Here is a 16491-nt window from a genome sequence, read left to right as displayed (position 1 = left end):
TAGGTAAAAAATGCGCCTTTAGACTAAAGCTTTTAACTAAGCGCCCGATAAGTTACTTAATAGGGTTTAGCGATTAAGGATAATCATGGTTAATAATATATTAGGGAGTCAGGCTAATCTAAGCACTATGATTGCCCAATCAGTTAATAACGCCAACCAAACATCTGCGACACCTTCACTGCATAGCAGTGGCGACCCTCAAGCTATTAATGATTTACAAACTAACGCGGCTAAAATAACCGACGAGTTATTAAGCCAGCTAAATGATGAAACGATTTACGAAACAATAAGTAGCAATCAAAAAGTAGGGGATATTTTACAGCAACAACTTACCTCGCTATTTACTATTTAAAGCACGCCTAGCACGCTTAACTATAAACTCTCCGATGAAGAACTTGCCCTGCGCACCGTAATAAGCTCTCAGCATGAGGGATTATTAAAAAACGAAAACAGCACCCAATTAACTGAGCGATTAAATACATCCGTTAAAAATATTCAGGGTGCTTATGCTAATACCAGCGATATTTTATCAAGCTTGGGGCAACTTGGGCATGAGCAAAAAACGTTTTTAGCCTCAAGCCAGCAACGTGTTGAGCGCACGCTTAATCCATACATGGAAAGTGCTAATCGTAGCAAGTACGAGGATGACGATAATTATTTATTTGAGCTCTCGGTAAAAACCAAAGAGGGTGATGTAATAAATATCACTTTTAATTCGTCACAAGGCTTTGATGAAAAAACGGGTGAAGCCGTTGATGGCTTTGGCATAAGTTACGAAGTAAATGGTGATTTATCTGAGGCTGAACATGCGGCTTTAACGCAGGTTATGGCGGGTGTTGGCGAAATGGCCGATGAGTTTTTTAAAGCGAGTGAAAACTCATTTAATCCTATTATAGTGCCAAACCAAACAGATATGAGTTTAGATTTTTTATCAGGCTTTAATAGTGAGCAGCTAGCGGGTTTTAATGTGTCGTTTTCAACAACGCAAAATGATGCGCTTGATACAGGCGAAAACACGCTTGATTTAAGTTACTCAATAGATGAAGCGACAAATCAACAAGCACTTGTGTTTAAGGCTGAGAATGGGAAAAACGAAATCGACTTTGCACTCGATATATCGACCATTGGCGCTAAAGACACACAGCAAATGCAGCAGTATTTAGCGTCGCTCGATCAAAGCTTAGAAGATAGCCGAGTAAACAGTACCGAGGATAGTAAAGACTCGGCATTTGGTCGTAAAGGGGATGAGACAATGCAGCAAGGTTTTGCATTATTTAAAGGCGCTTTTACAAGTATGTCGTCAGCGGCAGAGCGTTATAGCAATATTGAGTCGCTTGCAGATAAGCAATTTAATGACGGGCGCGCTATGGTTGCCGATTTAGTTGATAACATGGTCGCAAACGATCCCCGTTACCAAGGGCTTGGTAATAAAGCACCCAATACATTGGGGGCGGGTGTGTCTAAGCTCGCTGATTTTGATGCTACCTTTTCGTATGCACTGGATAGCGGTGACTATCAGCCTAAAAGTACCATTGAGCTAAGCCAAGCGACTGAGCAAACCCAATTAGGGGATCTTAGCGGTTTAACACAAAGTAAAAACGTAAGTAGTCACTTTGATTATCAATACAGTCGCCTCGACTACTACGACAAAGAAGAGAGTTATAACGTAGGTACCGCAGTTAAAAATAAAGAACTTGTGGGGCTTGATCAGTCTCACGAAGTTGATGTTGATACAAAAATGTATGCGTTTAACCCTCAAACAAATCAATACGAGCTGCAAATGGCGATGCAAGAGCAAACCATTAGTAAAAGTGACATTCGCTTAATTGACGATATTTGGCTTGAAGAAAACGAAAACAGCTACAGCATGAATAAAAAAGAGCGTGTTGAGAGCGACGAAAAGCAAGACGACTTTAAAACAACCAGCAGTCATTCTCATAATAAGTTAGTTACCTTAATTGGTGACTTAGATAAGCTAGCTGAGAATAAAGACGTAAGGCGAGAATATTTAACTAACTTATCGCAAGTTAACTTTTTTATGGATAAAAAGTAACGGTCTTGAGTTGTTCACTCCACGCTCAATATTGGGTATAGTCATTTAATACCAAAATTAATACCTAAATTAAGAGTAACCTTATGTTTAAACAATTAATTTTACTGTGCGCTTTAAGCATGCCGCTTGTAAGCTGCGCTGCTGATGCACCGTTTTCGGGCGGAATTACCACTGATGTACTGCTAAGCGACTACGACAAGTTTAACGAACAATACAAAGCGTTTACGCCAACAGCACAAGACATTGCCCTAATGCAAAAACTAGAAGGCAAAGAGCTAATTGTATTATTTGGAACGTGGTGCCACGACAGTGAGCGCGAAGTTCCAAAACTCATTAAGTTAATTGATGCATCGAAAGTACAACTTACAAGCATTGAATATGTGGCCGTAGGTTACAACAAGCAAGACGATGCAGGCATTGCAGAAGCTAACGATTTACAATACACACCTACGTTTATTGTTAAACAAAATGGCAAAGAGTTAGTACGCGTAATTGAAAAGCCAACGGGTACATTGGCACAAGATTTAACGCAGGGTTTGTAAATAGAGCTTGTTCGTATTTGGGGTTAACGATTTAGCAAATAGGTTTATAAGTTAGCAGGTGTGCTGCTATGAGTAGCCCATGAATACTTTAATGTGTGAAGTCGAGGTTTGGTTTTTTCCATGATGGGTGTGATCTCGCGAACATAAGTGAAGTATATCAGGCGCCGCTTGGAAATTTGCTCACTGGCGTCGTAGTGCGCTACATCAGATGCCTCATGGCATGATATGTAGCGTATTGGTAATATTTAAAGTAAAATAGAATTATAAAACATTATTTTGGGGGCGTTATGAAAGCTTTGTTAGGTAGTTTAGCTAAGAAAATTAAAGGCGATCCTTTAGGAAGCGAGCAGTTAAGGGCTTTTATTTCTAGTAGTTCAAAAGATAGTGAAGTTATTACTTTGTCAAATGGCAAGAAGTACCGTGTTTCTACTTCTCCTAAAGAGAAAGCAGTTGCATGAATATAGCTTTTCCTGCTTTTTTTATTTTAGTACTAATAATTCCAGGTTTTATATTCCAAAATTCTTATGAAAAAGTAGAAAATACTAGCATAGAAAAAAAGCCATTTGATGTATCTTCATCCTTGGCTTTTTTTTATGCCTTAATTTTACATACTTTCTTAATTTATATTTTAGTACCTTTATTAGGCAACGAAATTAACTATGAAATTTGTCTAAAATTACTAACTGGTTCTAAATCTGTGTCGGAATCTGATTTAGAAATTGTAAGTGCTAGTATCCCTAAAATCATTTTATATTTTTCTAGTTCATTTTTACTTGCATATATTTTGGGAAAAATATTTCAAAAGCTAATTTTTCACTTTAATCCATATAAATCTTCCAGATATGCCTTCGATACGCCATGGTACTATGAGCTTACTGGAAAATTATCTGAAACTCAGGACGCAGAGTTAATCAAGTTATCTTGTTTAGTGGAGTCTAAAAATGTTTCCTTCTTATATTATGGTGTACTTGAAGATTTTTATCTTGATTCTAGTGGACAGCTAGATCGTGTTGTTTTATCCGATGCCATGAGAAGACCTATAGAGTCAGACAAATCTTCATCTACAGCTTCCCCAACTACGCGTTTTTACGAGATTAAAGGAGATAGGCTTATTCTCAAGTATGAAGACATTAAAAATATAAATATTGAATATCTTTATATTATTGAAGAAGAATAGGCAACCAACAAAACGTGTAGTAGCGCTGCTCCTTATTGGAGCACAAATGCGATTTATATATCGCGTATATACTTACTCATATAAACGTTATTCACAAAACAAACTTTTTTCGAATGCTTGCGCGGCATGTGAAGAGGGTCTGTCTTTATAGTGTAATTGGTATAATGGTCTTGATAACTCGACGTTATTTGGCTGTTCTAGCCGTGTTAATTTACCTAGCTGTACTAAATCCTCAGTGACTACGTTTGGCAATAAAGCGACCCCCATACCTTGTGCTACCGCCCTTGCTATCGCTTCATTACTTCCGAGCTGCATATTATTTTTTGCTGTAATGCCATGTTGCTGTAGTAATTTAACCGAGACCTCTAAAGTGCCCGAGCCTGGTTCGCGCAGTAGCCAAAACTGTTTGTTTAACCATGGTTTTAAGTCTTTCGTGGGCTTAAAGTTACTGGGTATAACTACACTCATTAAATCGTTTTGCCAGTGCTTACTTATAATATGTGGCTCGGTTGGTGTGCCCTCAACCAGTGCTAAATCGATGGTGCATTCAAGTAGTGCGTGCTCAATTTGCGCAGTATTAGCCACTTGTACTTCTACTTTTATATGTGGGTACTGCGCGCAAAATTTAGCTAAGTAAGGAGGCAGCCAATAGCTGGCAATGGTGGTGCTGGTGCCTATAACCAATGTGCCGCGCTTAAGCCCTGTGCGCGATTTAATATCTTCAATGGCGGCTTTTTCTATGGCAAAAATACTACGCGCATGTTCAAAAAGCGCTTGCCCGCCTTCACTTAAAGTGAGTTTTTTGCCTTTAGATGCACGTTCAATAAGTTGAATATTTAGTTGATACTCAAGCTCTTTTAAAGCCTTTGATACCGCAGGTTGGCTTATAAAAAGCGCCTCGGCTGCGCCTGAAAAACTACCAAGCTTTGCTACCGTATAAAACACCCTAAGTGCATGTAAATTCATTGCGCCTCTCAAATTACATAACCTTAAGTTATCGAATCATGATTTTAATATATTGGAGTTATATTTTGGCCTTTATTAAAATGAAGTCAACTAATTAGAGTTGTTTGATTGAGGGAATATTATGCTTAGCGCTATTAAAAATGGGTTACAGCCTTTAGGTGTTAACACTAAACAGTATGGTGACTCTCGCTGGTGGATTGGCATGTTACTGGTTATTGTACTTGCGGGCGTTTCTGTTGCGCTTAGTAAACTACCAATAATGCAAACTGCGCAATTTAGCTCACTCACCATTGGTATTGTGGTTGGTATTATTGTGGGTAACAGTATTTTTTCGCGTATAGCGACTCATACCGATGTGGGTGTTGATTACGCTAAAAGTATTTTGCTCAAAGCGGGCGTTGTGTTGTTTGGTTTTAGAATAACCTTTACGCAAGTCGCTGGCGTTGGTTGGAGTGGCTTACTAACCGACATTGTTATGCTTGTTGGTACATTTATATTAGCAATTCAACTAGGCAAACGTGTATTTAAGCTTGATGAGCAAACAACTATATTAATTGGCGCGGGTAGCTCTATTTGTGGCGCTGCAGCGGTGATGGCAACCGAGCCTGTTATAAAAGCACAGGCGCATAAAGTATCAGTAGCGGTAGCAACGGTGGTGGTGTTTGGTACGCTAAGCATGTTTGCCTACCCAATAATGTTTGAGTACATGGGATTGAGCGAGCACGCGTACGGTATTTTTGTAGGGTCAACCATTCATGAAGTAGCGCAAGTGGTTGCGGCGGGCACTGCGGTAAGCGCTAACGCGGCTGACACCGCAGTAATAGAAAAAATGCTAAGAGTGATGATGCTTGCGCCATTTTTAGTAGGTTTATCGTTTTGGCAAAGTAAAAAAAGAGCAAAAGCAGGTGATGCAGCAAGCAGTGAGGGCGATAAATCAGGTATTACTATCCCTTGGTTTGCGGTGTTATTTATAGTGGCAAGTGGTGTGCATTCACTCTCTATTATTCCTCAAGTGACTACAAACGCAGTTGTTTGGTTTGATAATATATTACTCACTATTGCGATGGTAGCTTTGGGTTTACGTACACATGTTGGGGCAATTCGCCAAGCGGGTATTAAACCGCTGTTACTGGCGCTGTGTTTATTTTTATTTTTAACGTTAGGCGGCTTTGCCATTAATATAGGTATTGCTGAGCTGTTTTAAACGTTATTTGGTAAAAGTTGATTGGCGGCTTAAATTGGCCAATCAACTTCGTTTAAGTTATCGAGTTGTGTACTTGTGTTTTTATTACCTTGCCACTTATTCGTGTAAATACCGTGCGGATCAAACTGCGCGGTTTGTTTTTGTATATTAAAATGCCTACCGCCACGCGGATCTACACCTACGCCCACTATGTATTGCCAGTTGCCCCAATTTGCGGCTACGTCGTAATCAATCAGTTGCTGTTCAAAATAAGCCGCGCCATAGCGCCAATCAAGGCAAAGTTCGTTAACTAAGCAGCTCGCTGCAACTTGCCTTGCTCGGTTTGATATATAACCAGTGGCATTAAGCTCATTCATAATGGCATTGACCAATGGGAAGGGTGTTGAGCCATTACACCATGCAGCAAATCGGTTTGGCATAAACGTTGTTAGGGGTTTGGTTTGCTTTTGACCTTTAAAGCTAAACAGCCTGTTGCCCGCATTGAGTGCATGCCATTTAAAATACTCTCGCCATAGCAATTCAAACTTAATCCAATAAGTAGATTCGTTTGCGATATGTTTATGTTCGTACTCTTCAACCGCTTTATAAACTTGCTGTGCACTTACACAGCCAAAGGCAAGCCAGGTACTAAATTTTGTGGTGTTATTAAAGCCATCAAGCTCGTTTCGAGTTATTTTATAGGTACTTGGCAGTAAGCCCGAAAAGTACTGCGCTAAATGAGCTTGCGCACTTTTAAATCCGCCGTGCATTATCGCGTTGTTGTCATCAGTATGTTCAGTAAGCTCAATTGGTTTGGCCGCACATAATGTTATAGGTTGAGGGAGTAAACCTTCAGGTAACATTGAGAGAGTTATAGGTATATTGGCTGCCTCTACCTTTTTACGAAACGGCGTAAAGCTTTTAGGCAGCTCGTTTAAATTAAAAGGTAGGTCGCTTTGTTTAAATAGGGTGTCTTGCAGCACGCCTGTAAATTCTGTATTTGGGCAATGCGCTTTAAGTAAACTTATTTGGCGTTGCTCGTACAAACCGATTTGCTTGCTAAATACAACTTCATCAATGTTTAGATCATTTATACGCGCTTTTAAAAGCGCTATTGGTTCACCTTCAAGCACGTGCAGTGTTTGTCCGCGTTCAATAAGCGTCTGCTGTAGCTCAAATAAGCTTTGCATTAAAAACTGTTGTTTATGCACGCCATATGGTTTTTGTTGGTAGTTATTATTTTTGAACCAATGCGGATTTATTACAAATACAATATCGAGTGCGCATTGCTGCGACGCAAGGTCACTAAAAATAGTGTTGTCAGTGAGGCGTAAATCGTTTTGTAGCCAATATAAAATGCGTTTGCTCATAGGTTTGCTCAGGTTTTTTTAATCATTAACTTTACGAAGCAAAAGCGGGTAGGGATTAGTTTTGAGATGGTTAATAGACTTTTAAAAAGAGGCGATTATTAAACCGCCTCTTAGCTTATTGAAGTATTGTTTTTAAATAGCTGATTTTTGCTCTGCTATCCAATCGTTTATTACATCCTCAAGTACTGACATAGGCAATGAACCTTGGCCAATAACGGTGTCGTGAAAGCTGCGAATATCAAATTTAGCGCCTAGTTCTTTTTCAGCTTTTGCGCGTAGTTCGCGTATTTTTAGCTCCCCCATTTTGTACGAAAGCGCTTGGCCAGGCCATGAAATATAACGATCTATTTGATCCTCCACCGCGCTTTGTGGCAATGCAGTGTGATCTGCTAAGTAGTCTATTGCCTTTTGGCGGCTCCAGCCAAATGCATGAATACCTGTATCAACCACTAAACGCACTGCGCGCCACATTTCGTAACCTAAACGACCAAAGTCGCTGTATGGGTTTTGATAAAAGCCGGCTTCTTTACCTAAGCGTTCAGTGTAAAGTGCCCAGCCTTCGCCAAATGCTGAGTGGCTAAGTGTGCGTCTAAACTCAGGTACGTCTAACTCCATTGCAATGGCGTTTTGTAAATGATGCCCTGGTATTGCTTCGTGAAGGCTAAGTGCTTCTAAATTATATAAGGGCTGTAGTTTAGGTGTTGAGGCTAAAAAGTAAGTACCCGGTGAGCGATTATCAGACGGTGGCATATAAAAAGCGCCACGACTCGCTGAGCCTTTTATTGTAAAGGTGTTACGCGGTAAATGATTAAAGTAGGTTGGTAATTTGCCATACATTTTTTGCGTAATAAAGGCTGTTTTTTCAAGCAGGTCTTGTGCGTCTGTTGCGTAAAATTGCTCATCGGTTGCTAAAAACTCTAAAAATTCAGCATACGTGCCATCAAAACCTACTTTATCAATGATGTTTTGCATTTGCGTTTTTATACGCGCCACTTCTTTTAAGCCAAGCTCGTGTATTTGCTTGGGTGTTGCATTGGTTGTGGTGTAATAATTTACCGCATATTTATAATACTCAAGCCCACCTTTAACGCTTGAAATACCTGGCTCTGCTCTGCAGTTAGGCATGTAATCGTTTTCAAAAAAGTCGTAAAAGTGCTGATAAGCCGGGACTACTTTTGAGCTAATTAAGGCTTTTGCTTTGTTTTGGTATGTGGCCTTTTGCTCTGCTGTAAACGTATTTGGTATACGTGTAAAAGGCTCGTATAAGGCGCTATTTTCAGGTTGCTTAACTATATGAGCGTTAATGCTCTGGCTGTAATTTTCAAATGTTTTGCAGTAGTGGGTGTAACCCTTTTCAATGCCTTCCTTCATCAAGTTAATGTTTTCTTGATTAAAGCGAGGATAGTCGGCAAGACTTACTAAAAATGCGTTGTAATCATCAGGCGTTAAAAATGCCATATTAGCCGGTGCTTCGGCAAAGTAGGTATGCCAGCCACTTAAAAAGTTAACCTGAAAATACTTATCTTGAAAAAGGTAACTTTGCTGCTCTGTTTCACGCTCGTATTTAAATAAGCGGTAGTTCATTAGTTGCGAGCAGCTCAGCGTTTTAGGATCTATTTTACTTAAGCTTTTTAATACATTGTTATTGTAAGCTTGGCGCTTTGCAATGGCTTGCTCGCTCCAACTTGGTAGTGTGCCACTGGGTTTCCAACCGTCTGGGTCGGTACGAAAGAATATTTTTTCGGCTTTTGCATTTTGCCAGTGGCTATCAATAATCGTTTTTAAGTCACTGTTACTATCGGCAATGCTTGGCAGTGATGTAACTGCTAAGCAAATAGCTAAAATACTTTTTTTAAACATAGTCATCCATTTATTGCGCGTTAATTTTTATTAGTTTTCGCGTATTTATCGTTTTTGTTTTTAATATAGTACCAAGTTAACTTTATTAATGCGCTTAATTTTATAACCTGTAACTATTGGTTTTTCTTTTTGATTGAACAAATTTCACCGCTGAAGTGAGTGGCGCACTAGTTTATTGTTTTATCAGCGTTTAGAATGATTAAAACTAATTATATAAAGGTCGTCATGTTTAATAAAGTAATAGCGCTGATTGATGAAGCGAATAATCAAGATCCTAATAGTGAACAACACAATGGCGAAAATTTCCCAAAAGAAAGTTTATACGCCTTACGCATGAGCGAAATGCTAACTCGCTTTAAACCCGATGCCGATGAACTTATGCAAATTGCAGTGCGCGGGCAGCATATTCAGCGTTGGAAGTCGCCACGTAGCGATTTCGAAATGAACAAGCAGGGTTATCATCAGTGGCGCAGTGCTCTTTATATATTTCATGCAAGTAGTGTTGTTGCGCTTATGCAGCAAGCTGGTTACGGTGAGACTGAGCAAAACCGTGTTTACGATGCGGTTGCTAAAAAAGATATTAAACGTAACCCAGACAGCCAATTAGTAGAAGATGTAGCAAGCCTTGTATTTATTGAGCATTACATGCTTGGTTTTGCCAATGCAAAGCCAGATTACAATGAAGAAAAATGGATTGGTATAATTCGTCGTACTTGGCAAAAAATGTCTGATGAAGCGCATGAGTTTGTACTTGCAGGTAATATTACATTACCCGCACCTTTAGTTGGGCTTATTCATAAAGCACTTGAATAAATAATAAAAGTATAAAAATAAAAAAGGAATTTTAAATGTATTGCCCTAGAACTAATACGCCACTTGAGCCTTTACTTGTTGGCGGTTTTACTGTTTTTACGTCAGCTCAAGGCGGCGTATTTTTTGATAACAGCCAAATTTTTAAATTTAGCTCGCCAGAGTTAAAGCACGGTCAGGTGTTGCTAAAGCATTTGAGTGAACATAGCGAGAGTGAATACGATGTATCGCTACGAATTAATTGCCCAAAGTGCAAAAAAATTGTAATGATGCGCAGGTATTTTTCGCCAGTAAAGGCCGTCGAAATAGACGAATGCCCAGGCTGTGCGGGCATATGGCTTGATAGTGGCGAGCTGGCAAAAATACACGAAAACCACCTAACGCCCCGAGAGCGAAAGCTATTAGCACATGAAATGGCAACCAATCATGGCTTTATAACTATTAAATCACCTACTTCTAGGTTTATGCCAACTAATAAAAATAAAAGTGCACATGAAGCCACGGTGGAAAACTTAGTGCGCTTAGCTTTACTTGGTTTGTAACTCTTAATAACATATTAAAACAAAAACGGCGTACTAAAAAGTATGCCGTTTTTATTGTAATAAACTAACTCTTAACGAATTTATTTATTACGGTTTTCTTTAGCAAATGCACGTATTTTACGTTTTTGCGACAGTGTTACTTTATTAACACGACCAGCAAATGGGTTTTCACCTTCTCTAAATTCAATTTTGATTGGGGTGCCCATAATTTTAAGCGCTTTACGGTAATAGTTCATCAGGTAGCGTTTATAGCTATCTGGTAAATCTTTAACTTGGTTACCGTGAATAACAATACGTGGTGGGTTATAACCACCGGCATGTGCATATTTGAGCTTAACACGACGACCTCGAACAAGTGGCGGCTGGTGATCGGCTTGAGCCATGTCCATAATACGGCGTAACATTGCTGTACTAATACGTTTAGTCGCTGATTCATACGCTTCGTCAACAGACTCAAACAAATGACCAACACCTGTACCGTGTAGTGCAGATATAAAGTGTAAGCGTGCAAAGTCAATAAAGCCTAAACGGCGATCGAGCTCTGATTTAATACGATCTTTAACGTAATCGTCTAAGCCATCCCATTTGTTCACGGCAATAACCAATGAACGACCTGAGTTAAGAGCAAAGCCAAGTAAGCTTAAATCTTGATCTGAAATACCATCGCGAGCATCAACAATTAATAACACAACGTTACAATCTTCGATTGCTTGGAGCGTTTTAATTACTGAGAACTTTTCAACAACGTCGCTTACTTTTTTACGCTTACGAACACCTGCGGTGTCAATTAACACATACTCTTTTTCATTTCGAGTCATCGGAATGTAGATAGAGTCACGTGTTGTGCCTGGCATATCGTATACAATTACACGCTCTTCACCTAATATGCGGTTTGTAAGTGTAGACTTACCAACGTTAGGACGACCAATAATTGCAAGCTTTACAGGTTTGTCTGCAAATGCTTGGTGATCGGTATCGCTGTCTTCATCTTCTTCGTAAAGATTAATAAGCTCTTCGTCATCGCCTGTTACGTCTTCGTCTTGTGCAGCTAATTCAGCAATAAGCGGCTGAAGTGTTTGCTCAAGTAATAACGTAATACCACGGCCATGCGATGCAGCAATATGATGTATTTCACCTAATGATAATTGGTAAAATTCAGCACAGTTTGAATCTGCATCAATACCATCGGTTTTATTAGCAACAACAAAACACTTTTTATCTTGCTTGCGCAAGTGATTAGCAATTGCTTGGTCAGCGACGGTCATACCTACACGAGCATCTACTAAAAACAGAACAATGTCGGCTTCTTCAATGGCTAGCAGAGATTGATCTGCCATTTCGATTTCGATGCCTTCTTCTGAGCCATCAATACCGCCCGTATCTACCACGATAAATTCATAGCCATCGTAACTAGCTTGGCCATATTTTCTATCTCGTGTTAAACCTGGAAAATCGGCTACGAGTGCATCACGAGTACGTGTTAAACGGTTAAATAATGTGGACTTGCCCACATTGGGTCGCCCAACTAGAGCGATCACGGGAAGCATAAACTACCTCTTTAAAAAACAACAAAAGGCTTCGCAGTGCGAAGCCTTACAAAAAACCTTTTAGTGTTAGTGACTTAGTTTGGTATTTTTACCACACTAACTTCACCATCACGGGTGTATAAAATTAACTTGTCGTCGGCAACAACGGGCTCAACAAAAAAGCCTGAGCTGTCAAAGTCTTCACGAGATACTAGCTCGCCAGTTTCTTTATTTAGCCAATGCAGGTTACCTTCTTGGTCGCCTATAGCCAAATGGCTACCTGCAACAGTAGGGCCTGTTAGGTACCAACCACGTAGAGCGGGTTGGCTCCAACGTTCAATACCTGAATCTTTATCTAATGCGTAAATAACACCATCGCTATCTACTAAATAAATTGTTTGTGCATCCATCGCAAGGTCGCGGTAGCTGCTGTATTCACGTTTCCATACAACATTGCCAGAGCGAATATCAACAGCAGCTAAGTTGCCGTTATACGCAATAGCGTAAGCATATGGGCCACTAATAAGTGGTTGAGTGTCTACGTCAACTAGGCGTTCAAATTCTGATGCGCCTTTGGCAACCGCAATTTCTGCGCTCCATGCTGAGTAACCACTGTCTGAAATTAATACGCTTAGCTTACCTGTTTCTAGGCCAACTAATACACCACCGTTAGCAACGGTTGGCGAGCTTTGTCCGCGTAATGTTAGTGGTGGAACTTCTTGTTCAAAGTTCCAACGCTCTTCGCCTGTATCTGGGTGAAGTGCTAACAGTTTACCTGAGCCTAAATTAGCAAATATTAAGCCATCGCCAGCTGTCGGTTTAGACAGTGATTCGCCTGGTACATTTTTACGCCAAACTTCTTCACCGGTTTCGCGGTCAAGGGCAATAATAAAGCCGTGTTCAGAACCTATATAAATTTTACCATAGGCTTGCAAAATACCACCTGATAATTTTGCATTACCGTTATCAGCCCATGGCCAAAACGATAAATCTTGGCGTACGTCGGTTTCCCACTTGGTATCGCCATTAGCAAGCGAAAACGCTTCTACTTGGCCTTCGCGGCTAGCAACGTATACGGTATCTTTATAAACAGCGGGTGTTAAACGAGAAAAATAATGCTCTACGCCATCACCTACAGATTCTTGCCAAACAACGTCAGTTTCAAATTGGTTTACAATTTCAGGAAGTACGAGCTCTTCTTCATCATCACTCGATGAACAACCCATCAATGTTGCCATACATAGGGCAAGGGCTGCTGTTGTTAATTTTTTCATGCCTAAAACCTTATGCCGCTGGGCTAGTTACTGCTAGGTCATCTAACTTAATTTGTAATAGTGGATTACTTGTTAATCCACCCGCATCTATTGCTGCTTGATATGCAGTACGTGCTTGATCTTTATTACCTTGCTCAGAGTAAATATCGCCTTTAAGTTCGGCAACGTTTGCGTTGAATGCTTCAGGTAATGGTGCATTTAATGTCGTTAATGCATCGTCATATTTAGTTTGCGCAATTTGAATACGCGCTAAACGTGTAATCGCAATTGCTTTTAATTCTGTGTTTGATGTATTAGACACTATCCAGCTTAGCTTTTCGCCAGCTACGTCTAGCTTTTGTGCTTCTACTGCATCTTTTGCTGCTACAAATGCTGCAAGTGTTGCGTAGTTTGTATCTTTATTTTCGCTAATAAACGCATCAGCTGAAGATAATACATCATCGCTTTGAACAAGTGTTGTATATGAATCTGATGCTTTTTCAGCTGTCGTAATTTGGTTTTGGTTATATGCTTTCCAGCCATATAAGCCACCTAGGCCAACAAGTATACCTAGCGCAAGTGAAATGCCGTTTTCACGGAAAAAGCGTTTAATGGCTTCTGCTTGTTGTTCTTCTGTTGAATAAATGTCCATTCTTACCTCTAATGTTCGCTTAGCCGTTAATAAGCTCAGCTAATAGCGCTTTAGCTTGTTCTAATTCTAATGTGACTTGTTCTTTACGCTCGCGTAAATACTTGATGGTCACAACGCCTTTTTCTAATTCATCTTCGCCAATAATCACTGCAACAAGTGCATCGCTTTTATCAGCACGTTTTAATTGTTTTTTAAAGTTGCCGCCACCCGCATGTACCATAACGCGCAAACCTGGTACGTCTTTGCGTAGTTGCGCTGCAATTGCAGGAGCTTGAATACTTGCTTTGTCGCCCATTGCTGCTAAATATACATCAGCATTGCGACGAATGTCACCTACGCACTCAAGTGCTTGTAGTAATAACACTAAGCGCTCTAGACCCATTGCAAAACCAACTGCTGGCGTTGCTTTACCACCAAGTTGTTCAACTAAGCCATCGTAACGTCCGCCAGCACATACAGTGCCTTGTGCGCCTAAACTGTCGGTTACCCATTCAAATACAGTGCGGTTGTAGTAGTCTAAACCACGTACTAACTTTTCATTAACCGTATATGAGACGCCAGCCGCGTCTAAACGTTCACATAAATTTTCAAAATGTTCTTTTGATTCAGCATCTAAATTTTCAGACAATTTAGGCGCGTCAGTTAAAATTGCTTGTACGTCTGGGTTTTTGCTATCAAGTACGCGTAATGGATTTGAATACATACGGCGTTTTGAATCTTCATCAAGCACATCAAGGTGTTGCTCAAGGTAGGCTACTAGCGCATCACGGTAATCTGCACGCGCTTCGTTAGACCCTAAAGAATTTAGCTCTAAACGAACGTGGTCAGTAATACCAAAGGCTTCCCATAGCTGCGCGGTTAATAAAATAACTTCTGCGTCTATGTCGGCTGTAGCAATACCAAATGTTTCTAAACCAAATTGGTGAAACTGACGGTAACGACCTTTTTGCGGACGCTCGTGACGAAACATTGGACCCATGTACCAAAGGCGTTGTTCTTGGTTGTATAGTAAGCCATTTTGGTTGCCAGCACGTACGCATACTGCGGTGCCTTCTGGGCGAAGTGTTAATAAGTCGCCATTGCGATCGGCAAAGGTGTACATTTCTTTTTCTACTATATCGGTAACTTCACCAATAGAGCGTTTAAATAAGTCGGTTGATTCTACAATAGGAAAACGAATTTCTTGATAACCGAACGATGCTACTGTCTCGCGTAAAATGTTTTCTACTTTCTGCCAAACTTGTGTATCGCCCGGCAGACAATCGTTCATACCGCGAACTGCCTGAATTTGTTTTGCCACTGCTAAATCCTAAATGCTGTTTTTGTGTAATAAAAAATGCTTACACAACAAGAATGCTAAAAATTGACCTGACATTATAGCGTTTTGGCTATAAAGGTAAACGCCAAACACCGCTGTTTGGCGCTTTATGCGGTATTTATTCGACTATTTTTATGTCAATCGGTGTTTGGCTCTGCTTTTTCTCTATAAAGTCGCGTACATAACCCTCAAGCTGGTCAACAATGTTGTTGTTATCAATGCGCGCTTTTTGGCGTTCGCCATTTATATACAAACCAGAACGACGGTTTGCACCGGCAAGCCCTATATCACTAACCAGTGCTTCACCTGGTCCATTTACAACGCAACCAATTACCGAAACAGACATAGGTTCGATAATATCCTCTAAGCGCTCTTCAAGTTGGTTCATGGTGCTTACCACATCAAATTCTTGGCGTGAGCAGCTAGGGCAGGCAATAAAGTTAATTCCACGCGAACGAATGCGCAATGAATTTAAGATATCAAAGCCGACTTTAATTTCTTGAACAGGATCGGCAGCAAGTGATACACGCAGGGTATCGCCAATACCTTCGGCAAGAAGCATACCTAAACCTACTGCAGATTTAACAGAGCCTGAGCGCATGCCGCCCGCTTCGGTAATACCTAAATGCAGTGGTTGGTCTATTTCTTTAGCGAGTAAGCGATATGCTCCTACAGCTAAAAATACGTCAGACGCTTTTACTGATATTTTAAATTGGTCAAAATCAAGGCGGCGCAATATATCTACATGGCGCATTGCTGATTCTAATAAGGCTTCTGGTGTTGGTTCGCCGTATTTTTCTTGTAAGTCGCGCTCTAGTGAACCGCCATTTACACCAATACGAATAGGAATGTTATGCTCGCGTGCTGAGTCTACTACGGCTCTAATACGCTCTTCACTACCTATATTACCCGGGTTTATACGCAGGCAGTCAACGCCGTATTTTGCCACTTTTAAGGCTATACGGTAATCAAAGTGAATATCAGCTACTAGCGGAATAGTCACTTGTTCTTTAATACTTTTAAACGCCTCAGCAGCGTCCATAGTCGGTACTGATACGCGAACTATGTCGGCACCGGCAGCTTGTATTGCCTGAATTTGTGCAACAGTTGCATCAACATCCATGGTGTCGGTGTTAGTCATTGATTGCACAGCAATAGGGGCGCCGTCGCCAATAGGGACGTTACCTACATTGATACGGGTGGATTTTCTGCGTTTAATTGGAGATTCTGAAAACATAG

The 16491-nt window shown here is 40.4% G+C and carries 16 protein-coding genes; 8 read left to right on the top strand and 8 right to left on the bottom strand.

All coding sequences use genetic code 11. The features are described from left to right. The first annotated feature begins 85 nt into the window (after positions 1-85). The 5 genes from I6F53_RS20860 (at position 86) to I6F53_RS14750 (ending at position 3772) form a co-directional block, all read left to right on the top strand. Positions 86-352: a hypothetical protein gene (locus I6F53_RS20860; RefSeq protein WP_231616606.1), complete on the top strand. Its 267-nt coding sequence runs from the start codon at positions 86-88 to the stop codon at positions 350-352. Between the two features lie 183 nt (positions 353-535). Continuing rightward, positions 536-2053 carry a hypothetical protein gene (locus I6F53_RS14765; protein WP_231616605.1) on the top strand — a complete coding sequence of 506 codons (1518 nt, stop codon included), beginning with the start codon at positions 536-538 and terminating at the stop codon, positions 2051-2053. Between the two features lie 83 nt (positions 2054-2136). Further along, the gene (locus I6F53_RS14760) at positions 2137-2595 is read left to right on the top strand and encodes a thioredoxin family protein (protein WP_197240052.1); all 459 of its coding nucleotides are present in this window, start codon (positions 2137-2139) and stop codon (positions 2593-2595) included. A 287-nt stretch (positions 2596-2882) separates the two neighbouring features. After that, on the top strand, positions 2883-3053 hold the full coding sequence (locus I6F53_RS14755; RefSeq protein ID WP_007377426.1) for a hypothetical protein: 171 nt from the start codon (positions 2883-2885) through the stop codon (positions 3051-3053). Further along, a complete protein-coding gene (locus tag I6F53_RS14750) occupies positions 3050-3772 on the top strand; it encodes a hypothetical protein (RefSeq protein ID WP_182768614.1) in 723 nt (240 codons plus the stop codon). Before I6F53_RS14755 ends, I6F53_RS14750 begins: the two co-directional genes overlap by 4 nt. An 87-nt stretch (positions 3773-3859) precedes the next feature. Here I6F53_RS14750 and I6F53_RS14745 read toward each other — a convergent pair whose 3' ends face one another. After that, a complete protein-coding gene (locus tag I6F53_RS14745) occupies positions 3860-4738 on the bottom strand; it encodes a LysR family transcriptional regulator (protein WP_197240050.1) in 879 nt (292 codons plus the stop codon). 121 nt (positions 4739-4859) lie between these two features. Here I6F53_RS14745 and I6F53_RS14740 point away from each other — a divergent pair, with 121 nt between their 5' ends. Continuing rightward, the gene (locus I6F53_RS14740) at positions 4860-5942 is read left to right on the top strand and encodes a YeiH family protein (RefSeq protein ID WP_197240049.1); all 1083 of its coding nucleotides are present in this window, start codon (positions 4860-4862) and stop codon (positions 5940-5942) included. Positions 5943-5971: 29 nt separating this feature from the next. Here the strand turns inward: I6F53_RS14740 and I6F53_RS14735 are convergent, their stop codons facing one another. Next, entirely contained in the window at positions 5972-7291 is a 1320-nt protein-coding gene (locus tag I6F53_RS14735) for a DASH family cryptochrome (RefSeq protein WP_197240047.1), read from the bottom strand. Between the two features lie 132 nt (positions 7292-7423). Further along, positions 7424-9151, bottom strand: a complete 1728-nt coding sequence (locus tag I6F53_RS14730) for a DUF885 domain-containing protein (RefSeq protein ID WP_197240045.1) — start codon at positions 9149-9151, stop codon at positions 7424-7426. Between the two features lie 225 nt (positions 9152-9376). Between I6F53_RS14730 and I6F53_RS14725 the strand changes: the two genes are divergently transcribed. Together I6F53_RS14725 and I6F53_RS14720 are read left to right on the top strand one after the other, a co-directional pair. Then, positions 9377-9964 carry a DUF4202 domain-containing protein gene (locus tag I6F53_RS14725; protein ID WP_197240044.1) on the top strand — a complete coding sequence of 196 codons (588 nt, stop codon included), beginning with the start codon at positions 9377-9379 and terminating at the stop codon, positions 9962-9964. 35 nt (positions 9965-9999) lie between these two features. Next, positions 10000-10503, top strand: a complete 504-nt coding sequence (locus tag I6F53_RS14720; protein WP_197240042.1) for a TFIIB-type zinc ribbon-containing protein — start codon at positions 10000-10002, stop codon at positions 10501-10503. An 80-nt stretch (positions 10504-10583) separates the two neighbouring features. Here I6F53_RS14720 and der read toward each other — a convergent pair whose 3' ends face one another. The 5 genes from der to ispG form a co-directional block, all read right to left on the bottom strand. After that, complete coding sequence (der, locus tag I6F53_RS14715) at positions 10584-12050, bottom strand: ribosome biogenesis GTPase Der (RefSeq protein ID WP_033017497.1); 1467 nt, start codon at positions 12048-12050, stop codon at positions 10584-10586. A 74-nt stretch (positions 12051-12124) separates the two neighbouring features. Beyond that, positions 12125-13303 carry an outer membrane protein assembly factor BamB gene (bamB, locus tag I6F53_RS14710; RefSeq protein ID WP_197240041.1) on the bottom strand — a complete coding sequence of 393 codons (1179 nt, stop codon included), beginning with the start codon at positions 13301-13303 and terminating at the stop codon, positions 12125-12127. 10 nt (positions 13304-13313) lie between these two features. After that, positions 13314-13934 (bottom strand): YfgM family protein, encoded by a 621-nt coding sequence (locus I6F53_RS14705; RefSeq protein WP_197240039.1) that lies wholly within the window; start codon positions 13932-13934, stop codon positions 13314-13316. 19 nt (positions 13935-13953) lie between these two features. Beyond that, positions 13954-15234, bottom strand: a complete 1281-nt coding sequence (gene hisS / locus I6F53_RS14700) for a histidine--tRNA ligase (RefSeq protein ID WP_197240038.1) — start codon at positions 15232-15234, stop codon at positions 13954-13956. Positions 15235-15370: 136 nt separating this feature from the next. Beyond that, a complete protein-coding gene (gene ispG, locus I6F53_RS14695; protein WP_197240037.1) occupies positions 15371-16489 on the bottom strand; it encodes a flavodoxin-dependent (E)-4-hydroxy-3-methylbut-2-enyl-diphosphate synthase in 1119 nt (372 codons plus the stop codon). Positions 16490-16491 lie beyond the last annotated feature (2 nt).

The organism is Pseudoalteromonas sp. SWN29 (genome assembly GCF_015864465.1).
Lineage (GTDB): Bacteria > Pseudomonadota > Gammaproteobacteria > Enterobacterales > Alteromonadaceae > Pseudoalteromonas.
This window is presented reverse-complemented; position numbering and strand designations above follow the sequence as displayed.

Coding starts and splice junctions, on each gene's coding strand:
- I6F53_RS14720 (WP_197240042.1), top strand. CDS start 10,000: ATGTATTGCCCTAGAACTAATACGCCACTTGAGCCTTTACTTGTTGGC.
- I6F53_RS14740 (WP_197240049.1), top strand. CDS start 4,860: ATGCTTAGCGCTATTAAAAATGGGTTACAGCCTTTAGGTGTTAACACT.
- I6F53_RS14735 (WP_197240047.1), bottom strand. CDS start 7,291: ATGAGCAAACGCATTTTATATTGGCTACAAAACGATTTACGCCTCACT.
- bamB (WP_197240041.1), bottom strand. CDS start 13,303: ATGAAAAAATTAACAACAGCAGCCCTTGCCCTATGTATGGCAACATTG.
- ispG (WP_197240037.1), bottom strand. CDS start 16,489: ATGTTTTCAGAATCTCCAATTAAACGCAGAAAATCCACCCGTATCAAT.
- I6F53_RS14745 (WP_197240050.1), bottom strand. CDS start 4,738: ATGAATTTACATGCACTTAGGGTGTTTTATACGGTAGCAAAGCTTGGT.
- I6F53_RS14705 (WP_197240039.1), bottom strand. CDS start 13,934: ATGGACATTTATTCAACAGAAGAACAACAAGCAGAAGCCATTAAACGC.
- I6F53_RS14730 (WP_197240045.1), bottom strand. CDS start 9,151: ATGTTTAAAAAAAGTATTTTAGCTATTTGCTTAGCAGTTACATCACTG.
- I6F53_RS14725 (WP_197240044.1), top strand. CDS start 9,377: ATGTTTAATAAAGTAATAGCGCTGATTGATGAAGCGAATAATCAAGAT.
- I6F53_RS14755 (WP_007377426.1), top strand. CDS start 2,883: ATGAAAGCTTTGTTAGGTAGTTTAGCTAAGAAAATTAAAGGCGATCCT.
- I6F53_RS14750 (WP_182768614.1), top strand. CDS start 3,050: ATGAATATAGCTTTTCCTGCTTTTTTTATTTTAGTACTAATAATTCCA.
- I6F53_RS20860 (WP_231616606.1), top strand. CDS start 86: ATGGTTAATAATATATTAGGGAGTCAGGCTAATCTAAGCACTATGATT.
- der (WP_033017497.1), bottom strand. CDS start 12,050: ATGCTTCCCGTGATCGCTCTAGTTGGGCGACCCAATGTGGGCAAGTCC.
- I6F53_RS14760 (WP_197240052.1), top strand. CDS start 2,137: ATGTTTAAACAATTAATTTTACTGTGCGCTTTAAGCATGCCGCTTGTA.